Origin of the sequence: Rhizobium sp. CSW-27 (assembly GCF_018760785.1) — a bacterium.
GTDB lineage: Bacteria > Pseudomonadota > Alphaproteobacteria > Rhizobiales > Rhizobiaceae > Neorhizobium.
This window is the reverse complement of sequence record NZ_JAHHZO010000031.1, coordinates 1-16,226: the sequence shown is the minus strand read 5'-3', so window position 1 is coordinate 16,226 and position 16,226 is coordinate 1. Positions and strand designations below refer to the sequence as shown.

Sequence of the window (16,226 nt, the reverse complement as noted above, 5' to 3'; positions counted from 1 at the left end):
TGATGACAGCCGCCCCGCAAGGGGCGGGAATGCCGCTATCAAAACAGTTCAAAGATCACCGCCGAAAGCGGCGGTAGGCTCAGACTGGACCGTCAACGGAGAAAATCGGGGTAAATCGAGGCGTCCGAGTTGCTACCCTGGAACTTTAAATGACCAAAAGTTCAGCCGCTTGACGGGGTCATCTCCACCGGCATACTCGTCACAACCCAAAAGCCGGACCCACGACATGATTGAAGACGACGAACCAAATCTGGTCACCTCTGGCAAAAGCAAGAGGATTGTCGTTGACGGCTATCCCTTCTCCATCGACATCTTCCGACTGGAAACAGACAAGACCTGGACGCTCGAAGTCATCGATCATCAAAACACCAGCCATGTCTGGGACGAACAATTCGAATCCGACGCAAAGGCCAGGGACGTTGCGATAAAGACCATCGAGGCCGAAGGTGCCCTCGCATTCATGCGCGGCAACAACGTCATCCCATTCCGCCAAGCATAAACCGACGTGGCCCTATAACGGCGCTTACGATGTACTCATGTCATCGTGGGACACAGGGGGTTACATGTATCAGGAACCCGAAGACTACCTTGCCAAAGTCAAGAACGAAACCAAGGCATCTGAGCGGGACAACATTTTCAATAGCCTGGCATCCGCTGCCATAGCTGGAGGACTAGCGTTCTGGGCCTTCGAGACGTTAGCACACGGCGTTCTCTTCGCCTGGGTGGTCTTTACGATATCTGCGGTCGGCAACCGAGTGAGCGGGGAAATGAGACGGGCAAGGGTCCAGGACGAGGCGAACCGGATTATGGATCGGGCGGGAATGTGATCAAGGGAGAAGGCCAGTCAACCAGTCTGTGCCATACCTACCGACGAACCAGCCTAGCGCAAGCGGCGCGGCGAACCTAAACGCGCCCGTGAATGTTCCCGCCGCTGCCATCTTGAGGAGAGCCAATACGCCAGTCCTCAGTGGTGAATATTGGTGCTCTCCATCGACGTGCTGTCGGCTTGCAAACCGCAGCCACTTTATGCGCAGGGTCTGCGCCCAGCTAGGCTTGAGATCGATACTGGTCACGTAGGCGTAAGCCACCAAGTCGTGCATGTCCTGCCGGACCCCTAGATACAGGTCCCAGTAGTCATAGTAGCCGATACGCAGGATGATGGAATCATGCAGGCATACGAGCTCGTCAGCGCAATGCGACTTTGAAAAAGTCATCAAGTGCTCGGCGCGATCCGGCCAAGCTATAGCGCCCGATCTCAACGCCGAAGCTATTGAGGACCGCAAGCTCCGTACCGGCCGCGAAGGCAGCCCAGAACTTCTGGATTGCGACCGGGTCAGTCGGAAAATCGAATGCATAGGCGTTGGTTTCGATGTCCGCGTCCACGAACAGGCTGAACGGCTCATCGTTGCCGTGGGCGAAACGGAGCTCAAGCCGTGCAGAAGTCCCTGAAATGCTACCCTCGGGGACCATAATCTCTACGAACGTCTGTGAACGGTGCGGGTAGTGCGCAATGCGCAACAATGGCTCCATGTTGTCGCTTTCTAGGGCGATGAATGGTTGGCTCGTATGGGTATTCAAGAAAACACCAACGAGCCAGCTCTGACGCAACCACGTCTCGATTGGAAGTAGGTGAGGAACAGCCTGCCCCTTGCTCCTGTCACGAATATTGATTGAGTTGCGCTCCAGCTCCTCGGGAGTGAAGATGTACATGTCTTCAGGCGGCGTGCGGAGCATTCGCGAGACAAGGTAGCTCGGCGCGTTGAACGTGACGAGGTCCTCGTAGATTTGACCGATAGCGGTCTGTGTTAGCGAAGGATCATCAACTCCGGAAATCTGGTGAACTCCAAGCTTTCCTTGTGCGATCCTCTCACTACCAGCCAGGAAAATGAACGCGCATGCCGAATGACATTCGTCACCCGGCGGCACGATCGTGTTAAGTCCTGCGGCTTTGATTGCCCTCGCGATTTCCAGTGCGGGAAAAACGCGACCACCAGGGCTATTCAGACTGACAGATTTCACACCTGGACGAGCTGCCAGGGTCGTAAATTCAGCCGCGACCTCCGACGTTATCGTACCATCAATGTATGCGGTAGAACCCTCGACACTCACAGAGGCCGGCCGAATAGCCTGCGCCCTGGTTGGCACAGAAGAATTTCCCGCCAGCACAATTGCCAGAATGGCGATGCCGAACTTCGTCGATATCGGAGATTGCAAAATGTTACCCATTAGTGCTGCCATAAATCATCTGCGCCAACCGTCTGATGCTTCACTTGTAAGGCTAAACGTTCCGCCATGTCAGCCGTCCCTGAGCCTTGCCGTCACCAATTTAATCTGCCGGTTGCAACCATTCCGCTCTCGCCTCCCGCCCCGCCACGGTCCAAGACGACGATCACGACTAACATGAGGCGCGAGCTGCTCCTGGGGATCTGCTCGCCACTGACCCGTTCAGGCCGAAAACACGTCTATTCCTCAGCGCGAGGACCGGGTGATGCGATCTTGTAATGAGGTTTGTGGCCGGTCGTCGCCGCTTATGCTCGCTTCAGCGCTCTTGATGACCGATCCGGGTCCCTAAATCCTGTGTTGCGACACCCACATCACCGGATACTTAATTTTTGTGAGTATCTATTTTCGCTACTGTGGAGCTCACAAACAGCAACCTCGCTTTCGCGAGATGACCAATGTTGGCGCAAATCCGCAGCGACCCTTCCCGCATTCTTGCCATCAATATTGTAGCGACGTTCTTTGGAAAGCCCTATCGGGCTTAGTAATTGTGCGAGGAAAAGACCCCTTACAATTGATATCGAGTATTTAGCGAAACCATTTTTGGAGCGCAAGAGAAATAATTATATTGAGGACACCTGAGTATCATTTTATTCAGCGGCGCCGGAAGTCTCAGGCGTTACCACGCGGACGGCGATGTGAAGGAGCTTTCGGGAAAACCCAACCCGCGCCGCCCTCAACCAAAAATCGGCAGGATTGCGAGATTTCTTGTTAAAGTAGGCTAACGGCAACCGCGCGTTTCAATAGAATGGAAAGCTGCTTCAGGCTGCAACGTCATCTCCGTCTGTGTCCAGACTTTCGATGTTGATGAGAATATGGCTGTCTCCACCGGAGCCGGACAGCATTTCCATCAGGTTGTCGATGATGCCTAGTTTGGCACGTATCTGTCTGCTCCCGGTCGCACGACGCTCCAGGAACGGTTTTAAGCTCGCCAACTGCTTATGAATCGCGTCTGCCTCTCGCGAGATCCCGAGAAGAAGCGCATAAGGATGTTGCTCGCGGCATCGCAGAATGCCGCCGACGATCTGAAGCGCGTAGTTCAGAACAGTCCCGAATTTTTGGCGCTCTCGCAGCTCGATGAGAAGCGCGACAGCAAATTTTGTTGTTTTTACAACGCGCTCTTCTGTCAGCACAGCAGGTGTCGCAATCGGGCGGCTGAGGAGCCCCGCGACGGCTGCCGGGACATTGCCTTTCGAAGGATGATGACGGAGGAGAAGGTCAAGCGCTCGCTCGAGCCGCCTTTCCTCCTTAATAATCCGACCCAGACCATGAAGGACTACGGTCGAAGCTGACCTGTTTTCAAGGAACACATGCTCTCTTGCGTCGAGATGCGCATGCGCTGCTTTCAGTATCTCGTCCTGGAGATCAAGCGGGCAGCGCCCAAATGCCCAAGTGGCAGCCAGAAGGAGAGTGTTATCTGGCAACGGACGGCGGCTGGAGACTGCTGATAGGCAGGTAGACGCGACGAGAGCCAGTGCGCGATCCAAGGCCTCGATCAACTCGGCATCAGTCTCTTTGGGCGGCGCGCCATCGAAGTCGAGGAGACGAGCCGGCGCAAATCCAGCTCCAATACCACCGACATCAATGGGGACCTGTCTCGATAGGAAATCACGTAGCTTGGCTGCATCCCTCAACTCGAATCTCGAAATAAAGGGCCCAAAGGCAGGAATGCGTTCGGTGCCGAGCCAGCGGTCAACATGGGCAAAGCCAGTTACCCGCTCCGGAACAATAGGCTTCGGCTTGAGCTCCGCTGCAATCTCTTCGAAGGATCGTGGATCATGCTCCAGCGTCGACCAATCGAGGAAGACAGGACGGGATCGCAGTACGTCCCAATCGTTCGAGGTGACGAAGACCGCCGCTCGCCCTTGCGCCGGCATCTGCCGTAAGCGGACTTCGACGGCCTGCGTGCTAGACGGTGGAGACACATCTGCCGTGGTCCATTTCCGGAATTCCGCACCCTTTCGAAGGTAGAAGGTGACACTGCGGGCATCCGAAGGCCAACCAAGACCTGTGATCGGTGCAGAAACGTATTCCCGGTTTGCCGCAACCACGGCATTGGCCGGCACGAGATCGATCAGAACGACCTCTCCGTCCTTGAGGGCGACAAGCGAGACCTGCTCCAGACGGTCGAGATAATGAGGTATGCCGCGCTCGATGCGGCGACCGGCAATCAAGGCACCTGTTGCAGCAGCCTCTCGCGGCATCAGGAGGACCGGGGTGGCTCCCACTGCCGTTGCCACCGCCTGGCGTACGCGTTCTTGCAGTCCGGCTCCGACGGGAGAGGTCAAAAGAACAATGGACGCATCGGCAAGGTCCAAGGGGGCAAGCCCTAGCTGAAGATCATGAAGGTCAGGCTGCGGCGGCGCTAATGACGTCCATGAACCGTTATCCAGGCGCACGATCTCCTCGCCTCCCGGTGGCGCATCCGCCAGCAGAAGCTCCCATGCCATTCGGTGCGGTCCCTGTCTGTCGAACTCGGCCAAAGGGTTCGCCGCATGTATGGAGGCTTCTGCCTGCGTGAACAGGGCTTGCAGCCCGAAGTCACAGGGATCGGTTCGAAGGATTTTGCCCATCTCTGCTCGTTCCGGCGCGAAAAGACCGGGATGCTCCTCCAAGGCCCGTAACGTCAGAATTTGAAGCGCATAACCATTGTCTGAATGGTCAATGCAGGCGATGCGCATGCCATCATGGGGTGTCGGAATGAGGTTCTGCTCAAGAGCGGTCAGCAACGTGGCGACGGGATGCCAGAGGAGACGTATGGATACGCCGCGTCTGCGCAGGGCATTCAGCAGGAACTCCTGCCGTGTCTCGTCCAGTTCAGTACGATCCGGAATAATCGTCACGATTTCGTCAGCCTGCGTCGTAAGCGCCAGAGCGGTCGCTTGCCATTGGGCGGCGCGCTCCTTGCTGTCATGTGAAGCGAGCAGGTCCTCCAGCAGGGAACGGACGGAGATGCGGCGCTTCTGCGCTCCGATCTTACCCCAGCCATTGCCGCGGCCGATGGGGGAATGCATAGCCTGCGGTCCGCCAATGAAGTTCAGGGAGACATCGCGTACATCGGGATCGTGCATAGCAACGACAACAGTGCCGATACCGCCATCGATGATATTGAGTATCGAACTACCGGTGCCGGCCTCGTCATCCGAATCCGGTTTCGCATCATGGACGGCAAAATCGTGCCAGCCGTTAATATCCAGTCCGACAATCCGCCGCATCAGTCGACTTTCCCGTCAGCGAGGAGATGCAGTAGGCCAACACTCAGGTTTTTCAAACCATCTCGCAGGCCGCCGCCCGTTGGACCGAGCGAGAGTGCGGCACTTTGATGCGACGTCAACAGCGCGCTTTCGTCACTATCTGTCGGCGCAATTACAAGCATTCCGCTAATGGAGGATATGCTCCTCTGCTGGGTGCGCGGTGCTTCCTTCAGGAGAGCCGCTAGCTCGAACATTTGCTGTTCCGGTTTGCTGCCTTGGCAGTTCCAGAGTGGCCAAATGAGGATCGACCTCAGAAAGCTGCGTGCATCACCCAGCCTGCCTACGCGAATGCAGAGTGGCGTACACCATGGTTCGAACCCATGCTGTTTGTGATCATAAACGACCTCCACGATCAGTTGTTGTCTTGCAAGATGGATGACGCCGAGTGGATTGATGCTTTCAACCCAGCACCCTCTCAACTGCTCCGGCCGAAAAATTACAGGTGAGGTTGCCACCACGCGCGCACCCTCAATGCTTTGCAGCGCAATGATGACCGCGAGCGCGCAGAACTCGTTCCATGAGCGGGTTTGCCAGCGCCATAGCTCATCAACAATACGTTTGCGGTTCAGCAGTTCGTGCCATGCGTGCCAGATCGCCGAATAATCCGGATTGTTCAGAAGCACGAAATTGGGCGTAACATCTGCCCGGGCTTCAACGACCCCTCTCGCCGCAAGGTCTATTGCCAACTGCCGGCAGCGCTTTCCGTAGGTTTGTACCAGAAGTTCGCGGCTGCGTAGCGGGCGCTTGCGCGGTTGCGAGGGCAGATAATCTGACGCGACGCGACGTGCTAACCGCGCATAGGCCAGAAGCACCCTGTTCTCGAGCGTATTAAAGTTTTCCTCGCGGGCGACGGCCATGATCCGCTGTCGGTCGCCCGCCTGTTGAGCAATTGTGTCACCTGGCTGGCGAATTAGCCAGGTCATGGACCGGCGATCCAGTTCCTGCACGCGTGACAAGGGCATCTGCTTGTGTACGCGACGGAGAATTCGACGAGGCGTTTTATCCAGACGCTCTATGACATTCGGGAGCGCGCGGGCCTGTTTGACGATCTCGTCCATCTTGGGACGTTCGTCTGTTTCTGCGTTGAGCCAAATGTCTGACAGTTGTGTCCACATAGTCGCTGGGTCGGCGATGACGTCTTCGACATCGCGCAGCCGCGTCCAGACACGCTTGATCCGCGCCATGAGAACATCGCCATCGCTTGGCAGGGTGCTGACGTCAGGGTCCACTTCGGATGCCGGTGCATTCGGAATCGCTTTCAGCATCACCTGAATAGGACCGGAGGGGCCGCTAATCACAATACCTTTGGCCTGCTTCAACGGAATAGGCGGCAACCAGGCCTGTCGCTTCCCGTCAACATTGGCCAAAAACTCGCATACCCCAAATTTGCCATCGATACGCGGGCCGCCGGGAGCATCGGTGACGATAATCGGAGCGCAGTCCTCCAAAACCTCGACCGCAGAAGTCGCGTCAGTAATGTCGCGATAGGACGATCTTGAGCGATCAGACAAGGCCCAGGGGCGGAACCAGAGGTCGAGAAAGGTCATTTGCTCAATGGCCCGTGGTTCTGGTAATGCCGCGCCAGTTGAACATCCCGCCACCCTGACTCTGCCGTTCGACGATTTCTTCTAATCGATGCGCAAGCGCACTGTCGTTTAGCTCTTCCCGAAGAAGCAGTTTTAGATCATCGAATATCTTGCTGTGTTCCTCGATACTCAAACCGCGGAGCTTGGGCATGATGCGTAGCTCGATCTGATCCGCCAGAGGCTTTCGAACATCGGCCGGATGTCCGTTTTCCTGCGGATAATTTGCGACATAGGCGCTTAGTGCGGCATTGAGCCGATGCCCAAAGGGACGCCCGCAATTGTTCATGATCTCCGCCAGCCGCCGGATTGTCTGGCGGACCTTGTCTGTGTCGGCTAAGCCGAGGTGCGCAGGTTGCTTGATCCATGTGCGCCATGTCTCGAAGGAGAGGCGACGGTCTGCTGGCTGCCCGTTTTCGGTTGCCTTGACCGGCGGGAAGTCATCCGGAGCGGCAAACTGCATGATGTTGCCGCGGTCTAGTACCTTGTCGGAAAGCGACTGCGTGCTCTCATCGTCGTTCATTGTGCCGACAAACAGCATGTTGTGGGAGGGGTAAAGCCGAACGGGACCTTCTTTCTCACGACCGCGGATGTCGATCGGAATCATGGCGTCGCGGCGTGCCTCTTCCGACAGGACCTTCTGATACATCGGCCGTGCCTCAAGGCGGCTTAGGAACTCGGAGAAATAATACTCGACGCGAGCGAGATTCATTTCATCAAGCAGGACGATCATCATGTCGTTGTGGTAGGATTTGTCTTCCTCGTTATCCGGCACGAGTTTGGATGTGTTGTATGGATCGAGATGGACTAGCGCTCGGGCCAGATCGGTGGCGCGGAAGCGCTTTTCGATGTAGTTGTAAAAGCCCAGAAGGTCCTGTGGGCTGTCCCAGCGGGGTTCGACAGCGAAGGGCAGGAAGCGGATGCCCATCGCTTCGGCGTAACGCCGCGGCAGCAGGCTCTTGCCCGTTCCGGAGACCCCGGCGAGTACGGTCAGTTGGGCGAAGTCGTTGATCTTGAGAGAGGTATGGAAGGCCTTGACCACCCGGTCCGGGTAGGTCAGGTTCAGTGTCTCAAGATGCTTGCGGACGTCCTGAAGGGCCTGCTCCTCTCCCGTTGGGCGGTAGGCCGAACGCCGTGCTTTCAGGACACTGGGCGGCGAGCGCAGGTCTTCAAGAACACGCTCGTCAAAGACTGCGTCCTTGGCGGGGCCATCGACGGTCTCTGCCCGTAACCGCTCGATATCCTCCTCGATAGCGGTTTTGCGGCCTTCCAGAGAACGGACGTTTTCATCGAGGTTCCTGAAGTCCTCTAGCCTGGCTTCAAGAGGAGCGGTCTCCCTGAGGATGCGGCTGTGGTTCGCCTCTGCGTCGCGCAAGTCGCTGTCCAGTTTTGCCAACCGGTATTTCAACTGCTCGACATCGTTCTGGAGCGTTGCCTTCAACGCCGTCAGTTCCGTCACCTCTGCACGCGCGCCGAGCAGAACGCCGCGTTCTGCCCGCAACTGATCCACTTCGCGCAGTATGGTATCCTGTTCGATCTTGAGTTCAGCGATCTTGGCTTCGAGACCGGCGGGAATGTCCTCCATCTTCGCCTTGCGATCGTTGATCTCTCTCTCAAGCTCCACCAGTTCCGCCTGCCGTTTAGACAGACTTGCTGACAGATCCTCCCATTCGGTCTGGACTTGCTCAAGAGCTTCCTGGCGAACGGCAAGTTCTGCCGCGGCATCTGCGGCAAGTCGCTTCACCTCGTCGATCTGCGCCCTTGCGTCAGCCAGTCCGTCCATTTCGAGCAGGAGTGATTCCCGGCGTTGCTCCAGCGCGCCGATTTCAGCGGCAATGGTTTCACGCGCACCAATCTTGCGATTGATCTCTTCAAGAGCGATTTCCTTTTCGGTCAGTTCGCTCTTTCGCCTGTTTATGCGGTCCTCGAGGTCCATCCACGTTGAAACCAAGGGCATGTTCCGGCGCTGTCTCTCGAAAAGCGATATGGAGACAACCCCCACGACAGTAGTAACAATGGCCGCGAGAAAGATCAGCAGTAGCACGTAGGAATTGGAGGCGATGATCTCTAGCATTCAGTTATCGTCCTTGCTCAGTGCTGGCGGCTGGCGTGGTCTCGATTGGCGCTGTGTTTGGAGGTGGTGCGGCGGCGAGGCTCTGCCGCAAGGCAGCCAGGGCGGCTTCGAGTTCCGATCGTGCCTTTGTTTGTTTTGCAATGGTATCGTCGAGTGCAGTCACCTGCATTTCCTTCTCCGAAAGCGTCGCCTTTCGGGCGGTGAGTGTAGTGACTTCGCTCTGGAGACCGTCGCGCTGAGCGGTGAGGTTGCCGATGCTCGTCATCAGTTCCTTTTGACGGGCCGATGCCGCGTCTACCTCACCCGAAACCCTTGCCATGTCGTTCTTGAGGGCAGTAAGATGATCGATCTCGGCTCTGGCCGACAGCAACTGCAGCCGCGTGCTCGCCAGTTGGCTTTCCACATCCGCCAACTGTTGCTTACCGGCTTCAATTGACGCGTTCAGCGTCGCGAGTTGCGGCCCCAGTCTTTGCAGGTCGGCATTGAGCGTCTGTTGTTGAGCTACTGTCCTAGCCAGATCGTTGGCCGCCGAGACCATCCGTTCGCGTGCTGCCGTCGCATCATCCTCATCACGCTTGCGTTTGGCAGATGCTTCATCCGCCGCCTCGCGCGCGGCATCCCTCGCATTTTCGGCGATCTGGCGATCACCCTGCGCCTTGGCGACGTCGTTCAATGCTTGCCTCAGATCGTTGCTCGTTTTTGTCAGGTCTGACTGTGCCTTCGCGAGCTGGGCATCTACGTCCTTCTTGGCGGCCAGCGCCCGATCCTGCTGGCTCTTGATTTCGGCCAATGCAGGCCCGTTTTTCAGCTTTGCTGTTGCCAGTTCCTGCTCGGCCGCCGCCTTGTCCTGTCTTGCTTTCGCCGCGTCTGAAAGAAGTCGGTCGCGATCCGTCGTAATGTCGACTATCTGCGCCCTGAGGTCTTTCAGTTCCACTTCAGCCTTCGCGCGAGCGGCACTCGCCGTTTCCGCTTCGCTCTTAACGTTCGCAGCTTCCTGCGTTACCCTTCGAAGTTCGTCCCGCCATTTTTCAAGCGTCTGTAATTCGGCTTCCTTACTTGCGAGCTGACGGCTCAGCTCAACGAGCATGGCGTTGTTTCTTCTCAGGTCCTCCTGCGTCTTCGCAAAATCGCTCTGCAGGTCGCGGTGAGCTGCGATGCGTGCGTCAAGATCGGCGCGTTCTGCACGGGTTTGATTCTCAGCCGTTGAGACGGTCATTTCGCGTTCGCTGAACACCTTGTGGCGTTCCATAAACACGACGACTGCCGCGAGGTTGAACAGGATTGTGACCATCGCAAAAACAATCGAGATCGCCCACAATGACGAACCTTCCGATTTGCGTTCAGAAGGATCAACGGCGTCCGAGGTCGGAGTCGATGAGGTCAAGACACATCTCCATATTACGGTCTATTTCGGACACCCAGAAGCGGCGAACTTTCCAGCCGCGGGCTTTCATTTCTCGGTCACGCAGAACATCCGATACCTTACGGTTGCCATCTGCATCGACATGCCAGGCGCGACCGTCCACTTCCACATCAAGTTTTTCGCCGTTGTGAAAAAGTGCCATGTCGAGAAATCTGTGCCCGACCGGATACTGAATTTCGGGTTTCAGACCCCTGCGTACCAAAGCGTTATAAAGGCGCTCTTCCCAGATGCTATCGAAGCCTTCGCGACGCCGCTGGCCAGGACGCGTTGTATGATGCGCCAACCGCCGTAAATGGCTGATCGTTGATTTGCGGGCCGCAGATAGATCGCCGATGATCACGCAGACGGCTTTGGCGCGGCTGACCGCCACGTTGAACCTTCGGGCCTCCCGTGCCAGGAAGTTGGTTACTCCGAAGGGCGCACCTTCCGTGTAGACTGTTGAGAAAAAGATGACATCGGCCTCGCCACCTTGAAACTTATCGATCGTGGCGATCTTTAGCCGCACCCGCTTCTGAAGCTCTTCAGGGAGCAGAGCGTCAACCTCCCGCCGTATTCTGGCCACCTGACCTACAAAAGGCGACAGTGCACCGATGGTGCCTTCGAACGTGCGGTCGGATGCCAGAAGTGCAACGCGCCTGGCGACTTCTTCGGCCTCAGCTTCATTAAGGTTCTGATCGTCTACCCGGGTGGTTTGGCCTTTTATATCCACCCATTCTATACCCGCCTTGTAGCCAGGCGTCTTCGGCAGCCCGTCTTCATCGCGTCTGCCAGCTAGACGACCGCCATAAAACTCCTCATTTAGATAGTCGATGATACCTGGTGCCGAGCGGAACTGGTCTGCCAGAAAATGATGCGCCTTTGCAGGTCGCCAGTCTGAAAAGTCGAAAAGAGAGTTCTTGCTTTGCGCAATGCGCGCACGCCCTGCTCGCGGTAGCCCGGCCGCATCCATCAAAGCGTTCTCCTGTTGGAGAGAAAGCTGCGGTACGAATGAAAGCTGCATAGGATCGCCAACCACGGCTGCGCGTTTGGCTCGGAAGAAGAGTGGCAGCGCCGAGGCGATGTCGCACTGGCTTGCTTCGTCGATGATCAAAAGGTCAAACAGGCCGGCGACCAGCGGGATTCGGGAGGGCACGGACAGGGTGCTTACTGCCCAGACCGGACGATGCCGCAACAGGAGGCGAGCTTCTTCTGCCGCGAGTCTACGTGCTTTGGTTATGCCGGAGAATTCGAGTTCCTTAATGCCTTCGACCAGAGCATTTCGTTCCGTCGTGTCAAGGCTTGTAATGCGCGCGAATAGCGGACGTACATCGTTCGCGAGTTCATTGAGGTAATCGACATTTACAGCGGGAAGGGACTCCGCATCCGGCATAGGCGGCAGGCGTTCCAAATCGGCTTGCAATTTCGCCAGCCGACGTTCTATCTCCACGGGCGTGGCTTTCCCCGGATCGAACATCGCGGTCTTGCCGGATTTATCTGTTCGAAATAGCGAAAAAATCCATTCAGCGATGCGCCAAAAGGGGCGCTTAGTACTCTTCCTGTCAACAGTCGTGCCAGAGGGGGCACCCAGACGCACCAGCCGATCCAGAAGATCGGCTATTTCCAACTCGGTCCTTGTCCTTTGTCTGCGGATGGTCTTGGCTTCGGTCAGGGCGCGTGCCAGCTTGAAGTCAGGCAGGTCGGTGGTGCGCGAATGGGTCGTTACGGGCTCAGACGCGGCCAGCGTTTTCAACTCTGTCAGGAAGTTCGTGTCGCGCTCACCCTCGGCATCCCGACCACGGATGACTACGGGATTATCTCCGCAGATATCCGCCAGACGACGCTCCACCTCGTCCAGCGCCTGATGGTTCTTGGACGCGAAAAGTACCGTCTGCCCGGCTGCCACCGCAGACGCGACCACCGAAACGATGACGTCGCTTTTGCCGGTTCCAGGTGGCCCCTGCACGACAGTAAGTGGCTTGGTCAGAACATCGCAGGCTACGGCAAACTGTCGGTCTGTGAGATCGCGGAGTTGAAGAAGCGGTGCATCGGCCTCATCGGTTTGGGCAAGGCGATCATCTGCGAGAAGCGCTCCTATGGCTGTTCCCTGTGCTTCATCAATCGGCATGTTGGCCATTGCGGCAAGGTCACTGGCTGTTCCCTGCGTGTAGCTTCTATCTGAAGGGAGGAAGAGGGCAGCACAGTTCCGAATTCCTTCCTTGTCGGCCGTGATGATATCGTCAAGCTTACCGGCCGCCAGAGTGACGGCACCGAGTGTTGCAGCGACATTCCGGAGGCGTCGTGTCACCGCGCCGAGGTCGCGGTCCTCGCCTTCTGGAAAGAGCCGGTCTATTAGGTCGTCGGCCTTCCATCGCTTGCGCGCCGTCACCTTCTTTAGCCACTCAGCATTAATGACCGGGTCGACTGAGCGAACAATGATCTTGAGGTGATCATGCGTCACCTCCCATTCCGCCGGAAGCAGAAGTGCCGGTAGAGTTTCCATGCCACCCGTCGAGTCCAGCAGCGTCAGGGGGTATCCTATGGCACAGGTTCGCTCTGGCCTTTTGACCAGCGCCTCGCGAAACGCTTCCGGTAAATCCTCCAGCGGCACGCGAACAAGGGCATTGCTCCACCAGTCTCCCGTAGTCGACAGCATTTGCCAAGATGTGCCGTGGTTTGATGCAAGCTGCAGAATCTTGCCGCGCGGATCGGAACGCTGCGTTGCCGCGTAATAGGTCATGAGTTCACGCCAGATGCCGGACAGCGCCATTGCGCCGGTAGCGGACGCTTCTGCCAGTGAGCTGACGACATCGACCTCCACGCGCGAGTATTGGCCACGAACGGCACGCAAGAGTGGAGCGTCATCGATAAAGTGCCCCGACATGCCTATGCTGCCGCTGACGCCTTTCGAATCAGGCACATCATTGAATCGGGATAGTAGCCAACGATTGCCGGGGATAATGCATATTTCGCCATTACCGGATAATTCGTTGAGTGCCTGAAGAATGTCGGCAGCCGATGCCCTCAGTCCCGTAGACTTCAGCCGCCATAGCAGTTGCTCTTGCGACGCACCCGCCGGATACATCTCAAGCAGACGGCGAACGCTAGAAGCATACATCTCGACGAACCGATTTCTCTTATCCGAAATCCCGCCTCGACCGCGCGGCGAGGGCTGGGCACGATGGAAGCAAGGATGAGTCAAAGCTATAAATAGCTTACTTGAAATCTATTGGGCCAGCGCGTGAAGAGCAAGTTGCCATACACTTTATTCAGAGTTGAAATTCATATTCCGCTATGACGAAAACCTTGCCAACCTGATGATCGAGCATGGCGTGCGCGTTCGCTCCGCCCGCACGGAGGTAACGCGACTGGACGAAGATTTCTTCGTTGAGGGGTGATAGCGGGACGTCGCGTGGATGCGGAAATTATTTCCGGATCTGTCGGCTCCGGCGCGTTTTCGCACTGCCGTCCCTCGCGGGGGCACAGCGCTGTCGACGCCAATATGAGACGGCAAGGTAATGCAGTAGCAAAGAACTGTTATTTCTGCTCCGATTTCCTTCAAGAAATGCAATTCTCTGTGGGCTCAGGCCCCCGCAACCACTGATAACGACACTCCCGTGAGATCACCTCCGGGAGTGTTTGTTTTTGTAGCCTTTCCAATGGCTTGACGCTCCGTCCAGTTCAGGATTGTGCCCAGTTCACCGTGCAGCGTCGCGTAAATCTCGCCGCGTTCCGGACCCGGTGTGAGCGAAATCTTCTCGATCAGCCCACGCAATGTCTCCGCTGCTTCCTGCCGCTCTTCCTTGTGGTTGAGCGCCTTGGTCAGGGCAGAAACCTTCTTTGCATAGATTGCCGAGGCGCTCGGCAGAATGTCCGGTGTGTCCTCTGGCGCGTCGGCCAGCAGGGCGTTCAGTTCGCTCTTGCGCGCTTCCAGCGTGTCCATTTCTGCCTTCATGCTCTCGTGGAACATGCCGGCCTTGATCGCCTCGATGATGGCGCGGATCTGCTTCTCAATCTTTATCAGTTCTGCTTTCCAGGCATCACCGCTGGAGCGGCGTTCCCGGTTCAGCCGGTTGGTCTCCTCGGCATAAGCGCGCATCGCCTCCTCAACGATCTCAGGCGCCATCATGCGGTCCTTCAGACCGGAGAGCACGCGGGCTTCCAGATCCTCACGCGGGATCGTGCGGCTGTTTGAACACGCGCCCTTGCTGATGTGGTTCGAGGAGGCAAACCGATCAGCGCCGCGAAGCGAGTAGGGGCCTCCGCAGCAGCCACAGAACACTAGGCCCGACAGAAGGGACTTCGGCCGGCGTGTGCCGTTCAGGCGGTTCTTTTTGTGGTGCTTGCGCACGGCTTCGGTGACGTTGGCAAACTTCTCGGCGGTCTCGCCCTGCCGGACACGGACCGAATGCCAGAGTTCGTCATCGACGATGCGCAGCTCCGGGACATCCTTGATGATCCATTCCGATTCCGGGTTCAGGCGTGAGACGCGCTTTCCGGTGGATGGATCTTTGATGTAGCGAAGCCGGTTCCAGATCAGACGACCGATATAAAGTTCATTATTCACCAGCCCCGTGCCGCGCTTCACATGGCCCCGAATGGTGGTGTCGCTCCAGAGCTTGCCAGCCGGACCGGGGACACCTTCCTCGTTCAATGTCCGGGCGATTGTGCGCGGGCCGACGCCGGCGGCGAACTCGCGGAAGATGCGCCGGACAACGTTCGCCTCGGCTTCGTTGATCTCGCGATCACCACGAATGGGATCGCCGCGCGCATCGAGTTGCTTGACGACATTGTAGCCAAAGCACAGACCGCCACCCGATTTGCCGTCCTCGACGCGGCCACGGATACCGCGATGCGTCTTTGCCGCGAGGTCTTTCAGGAACAGCGCGTTCATCGTGCCCTTGAGGCCGACATGCAACTCGCTGATCTCGCCCTCGGACAGCGTGACAATGGGAACGCCAGCGAATTTGAGGTGCTTGTAGAAGGTGGCGACGTCAGCCTGGTCGCGACTGATGCGATCCAGTGCCTCAGCAAGTACGATGTCGAACTGTCCAGCCTGCGCGTCCTGCAGGAGCGCCTGAATGCCGGGGCGCAGGATCATACTTGCGCCGGAGATGCCAGCGTCCTTGTAGGTTCCGACGATCTTCCACTTCTCGCGCTTCGCTTGTTCGCGGCAGATGCGCAGCTGATCCTCGATCGACGCTTCGCGCTGATTGTCGGAAGAATATCGGGCATAGAGCGCAACGCGGGTCATATAGGCAGTCCTTTCAAGCTCCGTGTCGGGGGAGGTATCTTAATTCTGTTCAGGTTCGGAGGCGGCTTCGACGGCCTTGCCGCTGCGATGCGCGGCTGACAGCAGTTCGTCATATTGAGCGGCCGACATCAGCACAAACTCGCGCCGGCCACGTCGCGTGATCTCTACCGGCTCACGGTGAGACTCGTTCAGATACTGTCCGAACTTGCGCTGAAATTCGAGGGAGGTGGTGGTCGGCATCGCAGACTCCGGGAGTGTGTTTCGGCGTGCAAAGTTGACCCCATTAGCGGGGTGATCGGCGTCCAATTTTGACCCCCTTCGGATTTATCTGACCATCCGTTTTTTGACGGCGGATGGAGAGGGAGTTGAAGCGAGTGGATAC

The 16,226-nt window shown here is 57.3% G+C and carries 11 protein-coding genes; 3 read left to right on the top strand and 8 right to left on the bottom strand.

Annotated features, from left to right (window positions below):
- On the top strand, positions 1-499 hold a 499-nt coding region (locus KLP42_RS27030), incomplete at its 5' end, for a hypothetical protein (protein WP_252193281.1).
- A gap of 64 nt (positions 500-563) precedes the next feature.
- Positions 564-827, top strand: coding sequence for a hypothetical protein (locus tag KLP42_RS25945; RefSeq protein ID WP_215571072.1), 264 nt, complete (start codon positions 564-566; stop codon positions 825-827).
- Positions 828-1,185: 358 nt separating this feature from the next.
- On the opposite strand, the gene KLP42_RS25940 is transcribed toward KLP42_RS25945, so the two are convergent.
- The 6 genes from KLP42_RS25940 to KLP42_RS25915 all read right to left on the bottom strand — a co-directional run bounded on the left by KLP42_RS25940 (position 1,186) and on the right by KLP42_RS25915 (position 13,708).
- A complete protein-coding gene (locus KLP42_RS25940) occupies positions 1,186-2,238 on the bottom strand; it encodes a COG3904 family protein (protein ID WP_215571071.1) in 1,053 nt (350 codons plus the stop codon).
- An 803-nt stretch (positions 2,239-3,041) separates the two neighbouring features.
- Positions 3,042-5,495, bottom strand: a complete 2,454-nt coding sequence (locus tag KLP42_RS25935; protein ID WP_215571070.1) for a hypothetical protein — start codon at positions 5,493-5,495, stop codon at positions 3,042-3,044.
- A complete protein-coding gene (locus KLP42_RS25930; protein WP_215571069.1) occupies positions 5,495-7,081 on the bottom strand; it encodes a hypothetical protein in 1,587 nt (528 codons plus the stop codon). The genes KLP42_RS25935 and KLP42_RS25930 overlap by 1 nt, the downstream gene beginning before the upstream one ends.
- 4 nt (positions 7,082-7,085) lie before the next feature.
- The gene (locus KLP42_RS25925; protein WP_215571068.1) at positions 7,086-9,191 is read right to left on the bottom strand and encodes a DUF8727 domain-containing protein; all 2,106 of its coding nucleotides are present in this window, start codon (positions 9,189-9,191) and stop codon (positions 7,086-7,088) included.
- A 4-nt stretch (positions 9,192-9,195) separates the two neighbouring features.
- Entirely contained in the window at positions 9,196-10,575 is a 1,380-nt protein-coding gene (locus KLP42_RS25920; protein ID WP_215571067.1) for a coiled-coil domain-containing protein, read from the bottom strand.
- Positions 10,541-13,708, bottom strand: a complete 3,168-nt coding sequence (locus KLP42_RS25915; RefSeq protein WP_215571066.1) for an AAA domain-containing protein — start codon at positions 13,706-13,708, stop codon at positions 10,541-10,543. Before KLP42_RS25915 ends, KLP42_RS25920 begins: the two co-directional genes overlap by 35 nt.
- Before the next feature lie 157 nt (positions 13,709-13,865).
- On the opposite strand from KLP42_RS25915, the gene KLP42_RS27175 reads away from it, so the two are divergent.
- A complete protein-coding gene (locus KLP42_RS27175) occupies positions 13,866-13,988 on the top strand; it encodes a hypothetical protein (RefSeq protein WP_286675511.1) in 123 nt (40 codons plus the stop codon).
- Positions 13,989-14,173: 185 nt separating this feature from the next.
- Here the strand turns inward: KLP42_RS27175 and KLP42_RS25910 are convergent, their stop codons facing one another.
- On the bottom strand, positions 14,174-15,844 hold the full coding sequence (locus KLP42_RS25910; protein WP_215571065.1) for a recombinase family protein: 1,671 nt from the start codon (positions 15,842-15,844) through the stop codon (positions 14,174-14,176).
- Between the two features lie 39 nt (positions 15,845-15,883).
- A complete protein-coding gene (locus KLP42_RS25905) occupies positions 15,884-16,084 on the bottom strand; it encodes a type II toxin-antitoxin system prevent-host-death family antitoxin (protein WP_215571064.1) in 201 nt (66 codons plus the stop codon).
- Between the last annotated feature and the right edge of the window lie 142 nt (positions 16,085-16,226).

Excerpts from the sequence above, each read along its gene's own strand:
- KLP42_RS25945 (WP_215571072.1), top strand. The coding sequence starts at position 564 with ATGTATCAGGAACCCGAAGACTACCTTGCCAAAGTCAAGAACGAAACC.
- KLP42_RS25940 (WP_215571071.1), bottom strand. The coding sequence starts at position 2,238 with ATGGCAGCACTAATGGGTAACATTTTGCAATCTCCGATATCGACGAAG.
- KLP42_RS25935 (WP_215571070.1), bottom strand. The coding sequence starts at position 5,495 with ATGCGGCGGATTGTCGGACTGGATATTAACGGCTGGCACGATTTTGCC.
- KLP42_RS25930 (WP_215571069.1), bottom strand. The coding sequence starts at position 7,081 with ATGACCTTTCTCGACCTCTGGTTCCGCCCCTGGGCCTTGTCTGATCGC.
- KLP42_RS25925 (WP_215571068.1), bottom strand. The coding sequence starts at position 9,191 with ATGCTAGAGATCATCGCCTCCAATTCCTACGTGCTACTGCTGATCTTT.
- KLP42_RS25915 (WP_215571066.1), bottom strand. The coding sequence starts at position 13,708 with ATGTATGCTTCTAGCGTTCGCCGTCTGCTTGAGATGTATCCGGCGGGT.
- KLP42_RS25910 (WP_215571065.1), bottom strand. The coding sequence starts at position 15,844 with ATGACCCGCGTTGCGCTCTATGCCCGATATTCTTCCGACAATCAGCGC.
- KLP42_RS25905 (WP_215571064.1), bottom strand. The coding sequence starts at position 16,084 with ATGCCGACCACCACCTCCCTCGAATTTCAGCGCAAGTTCGGACAGTAT.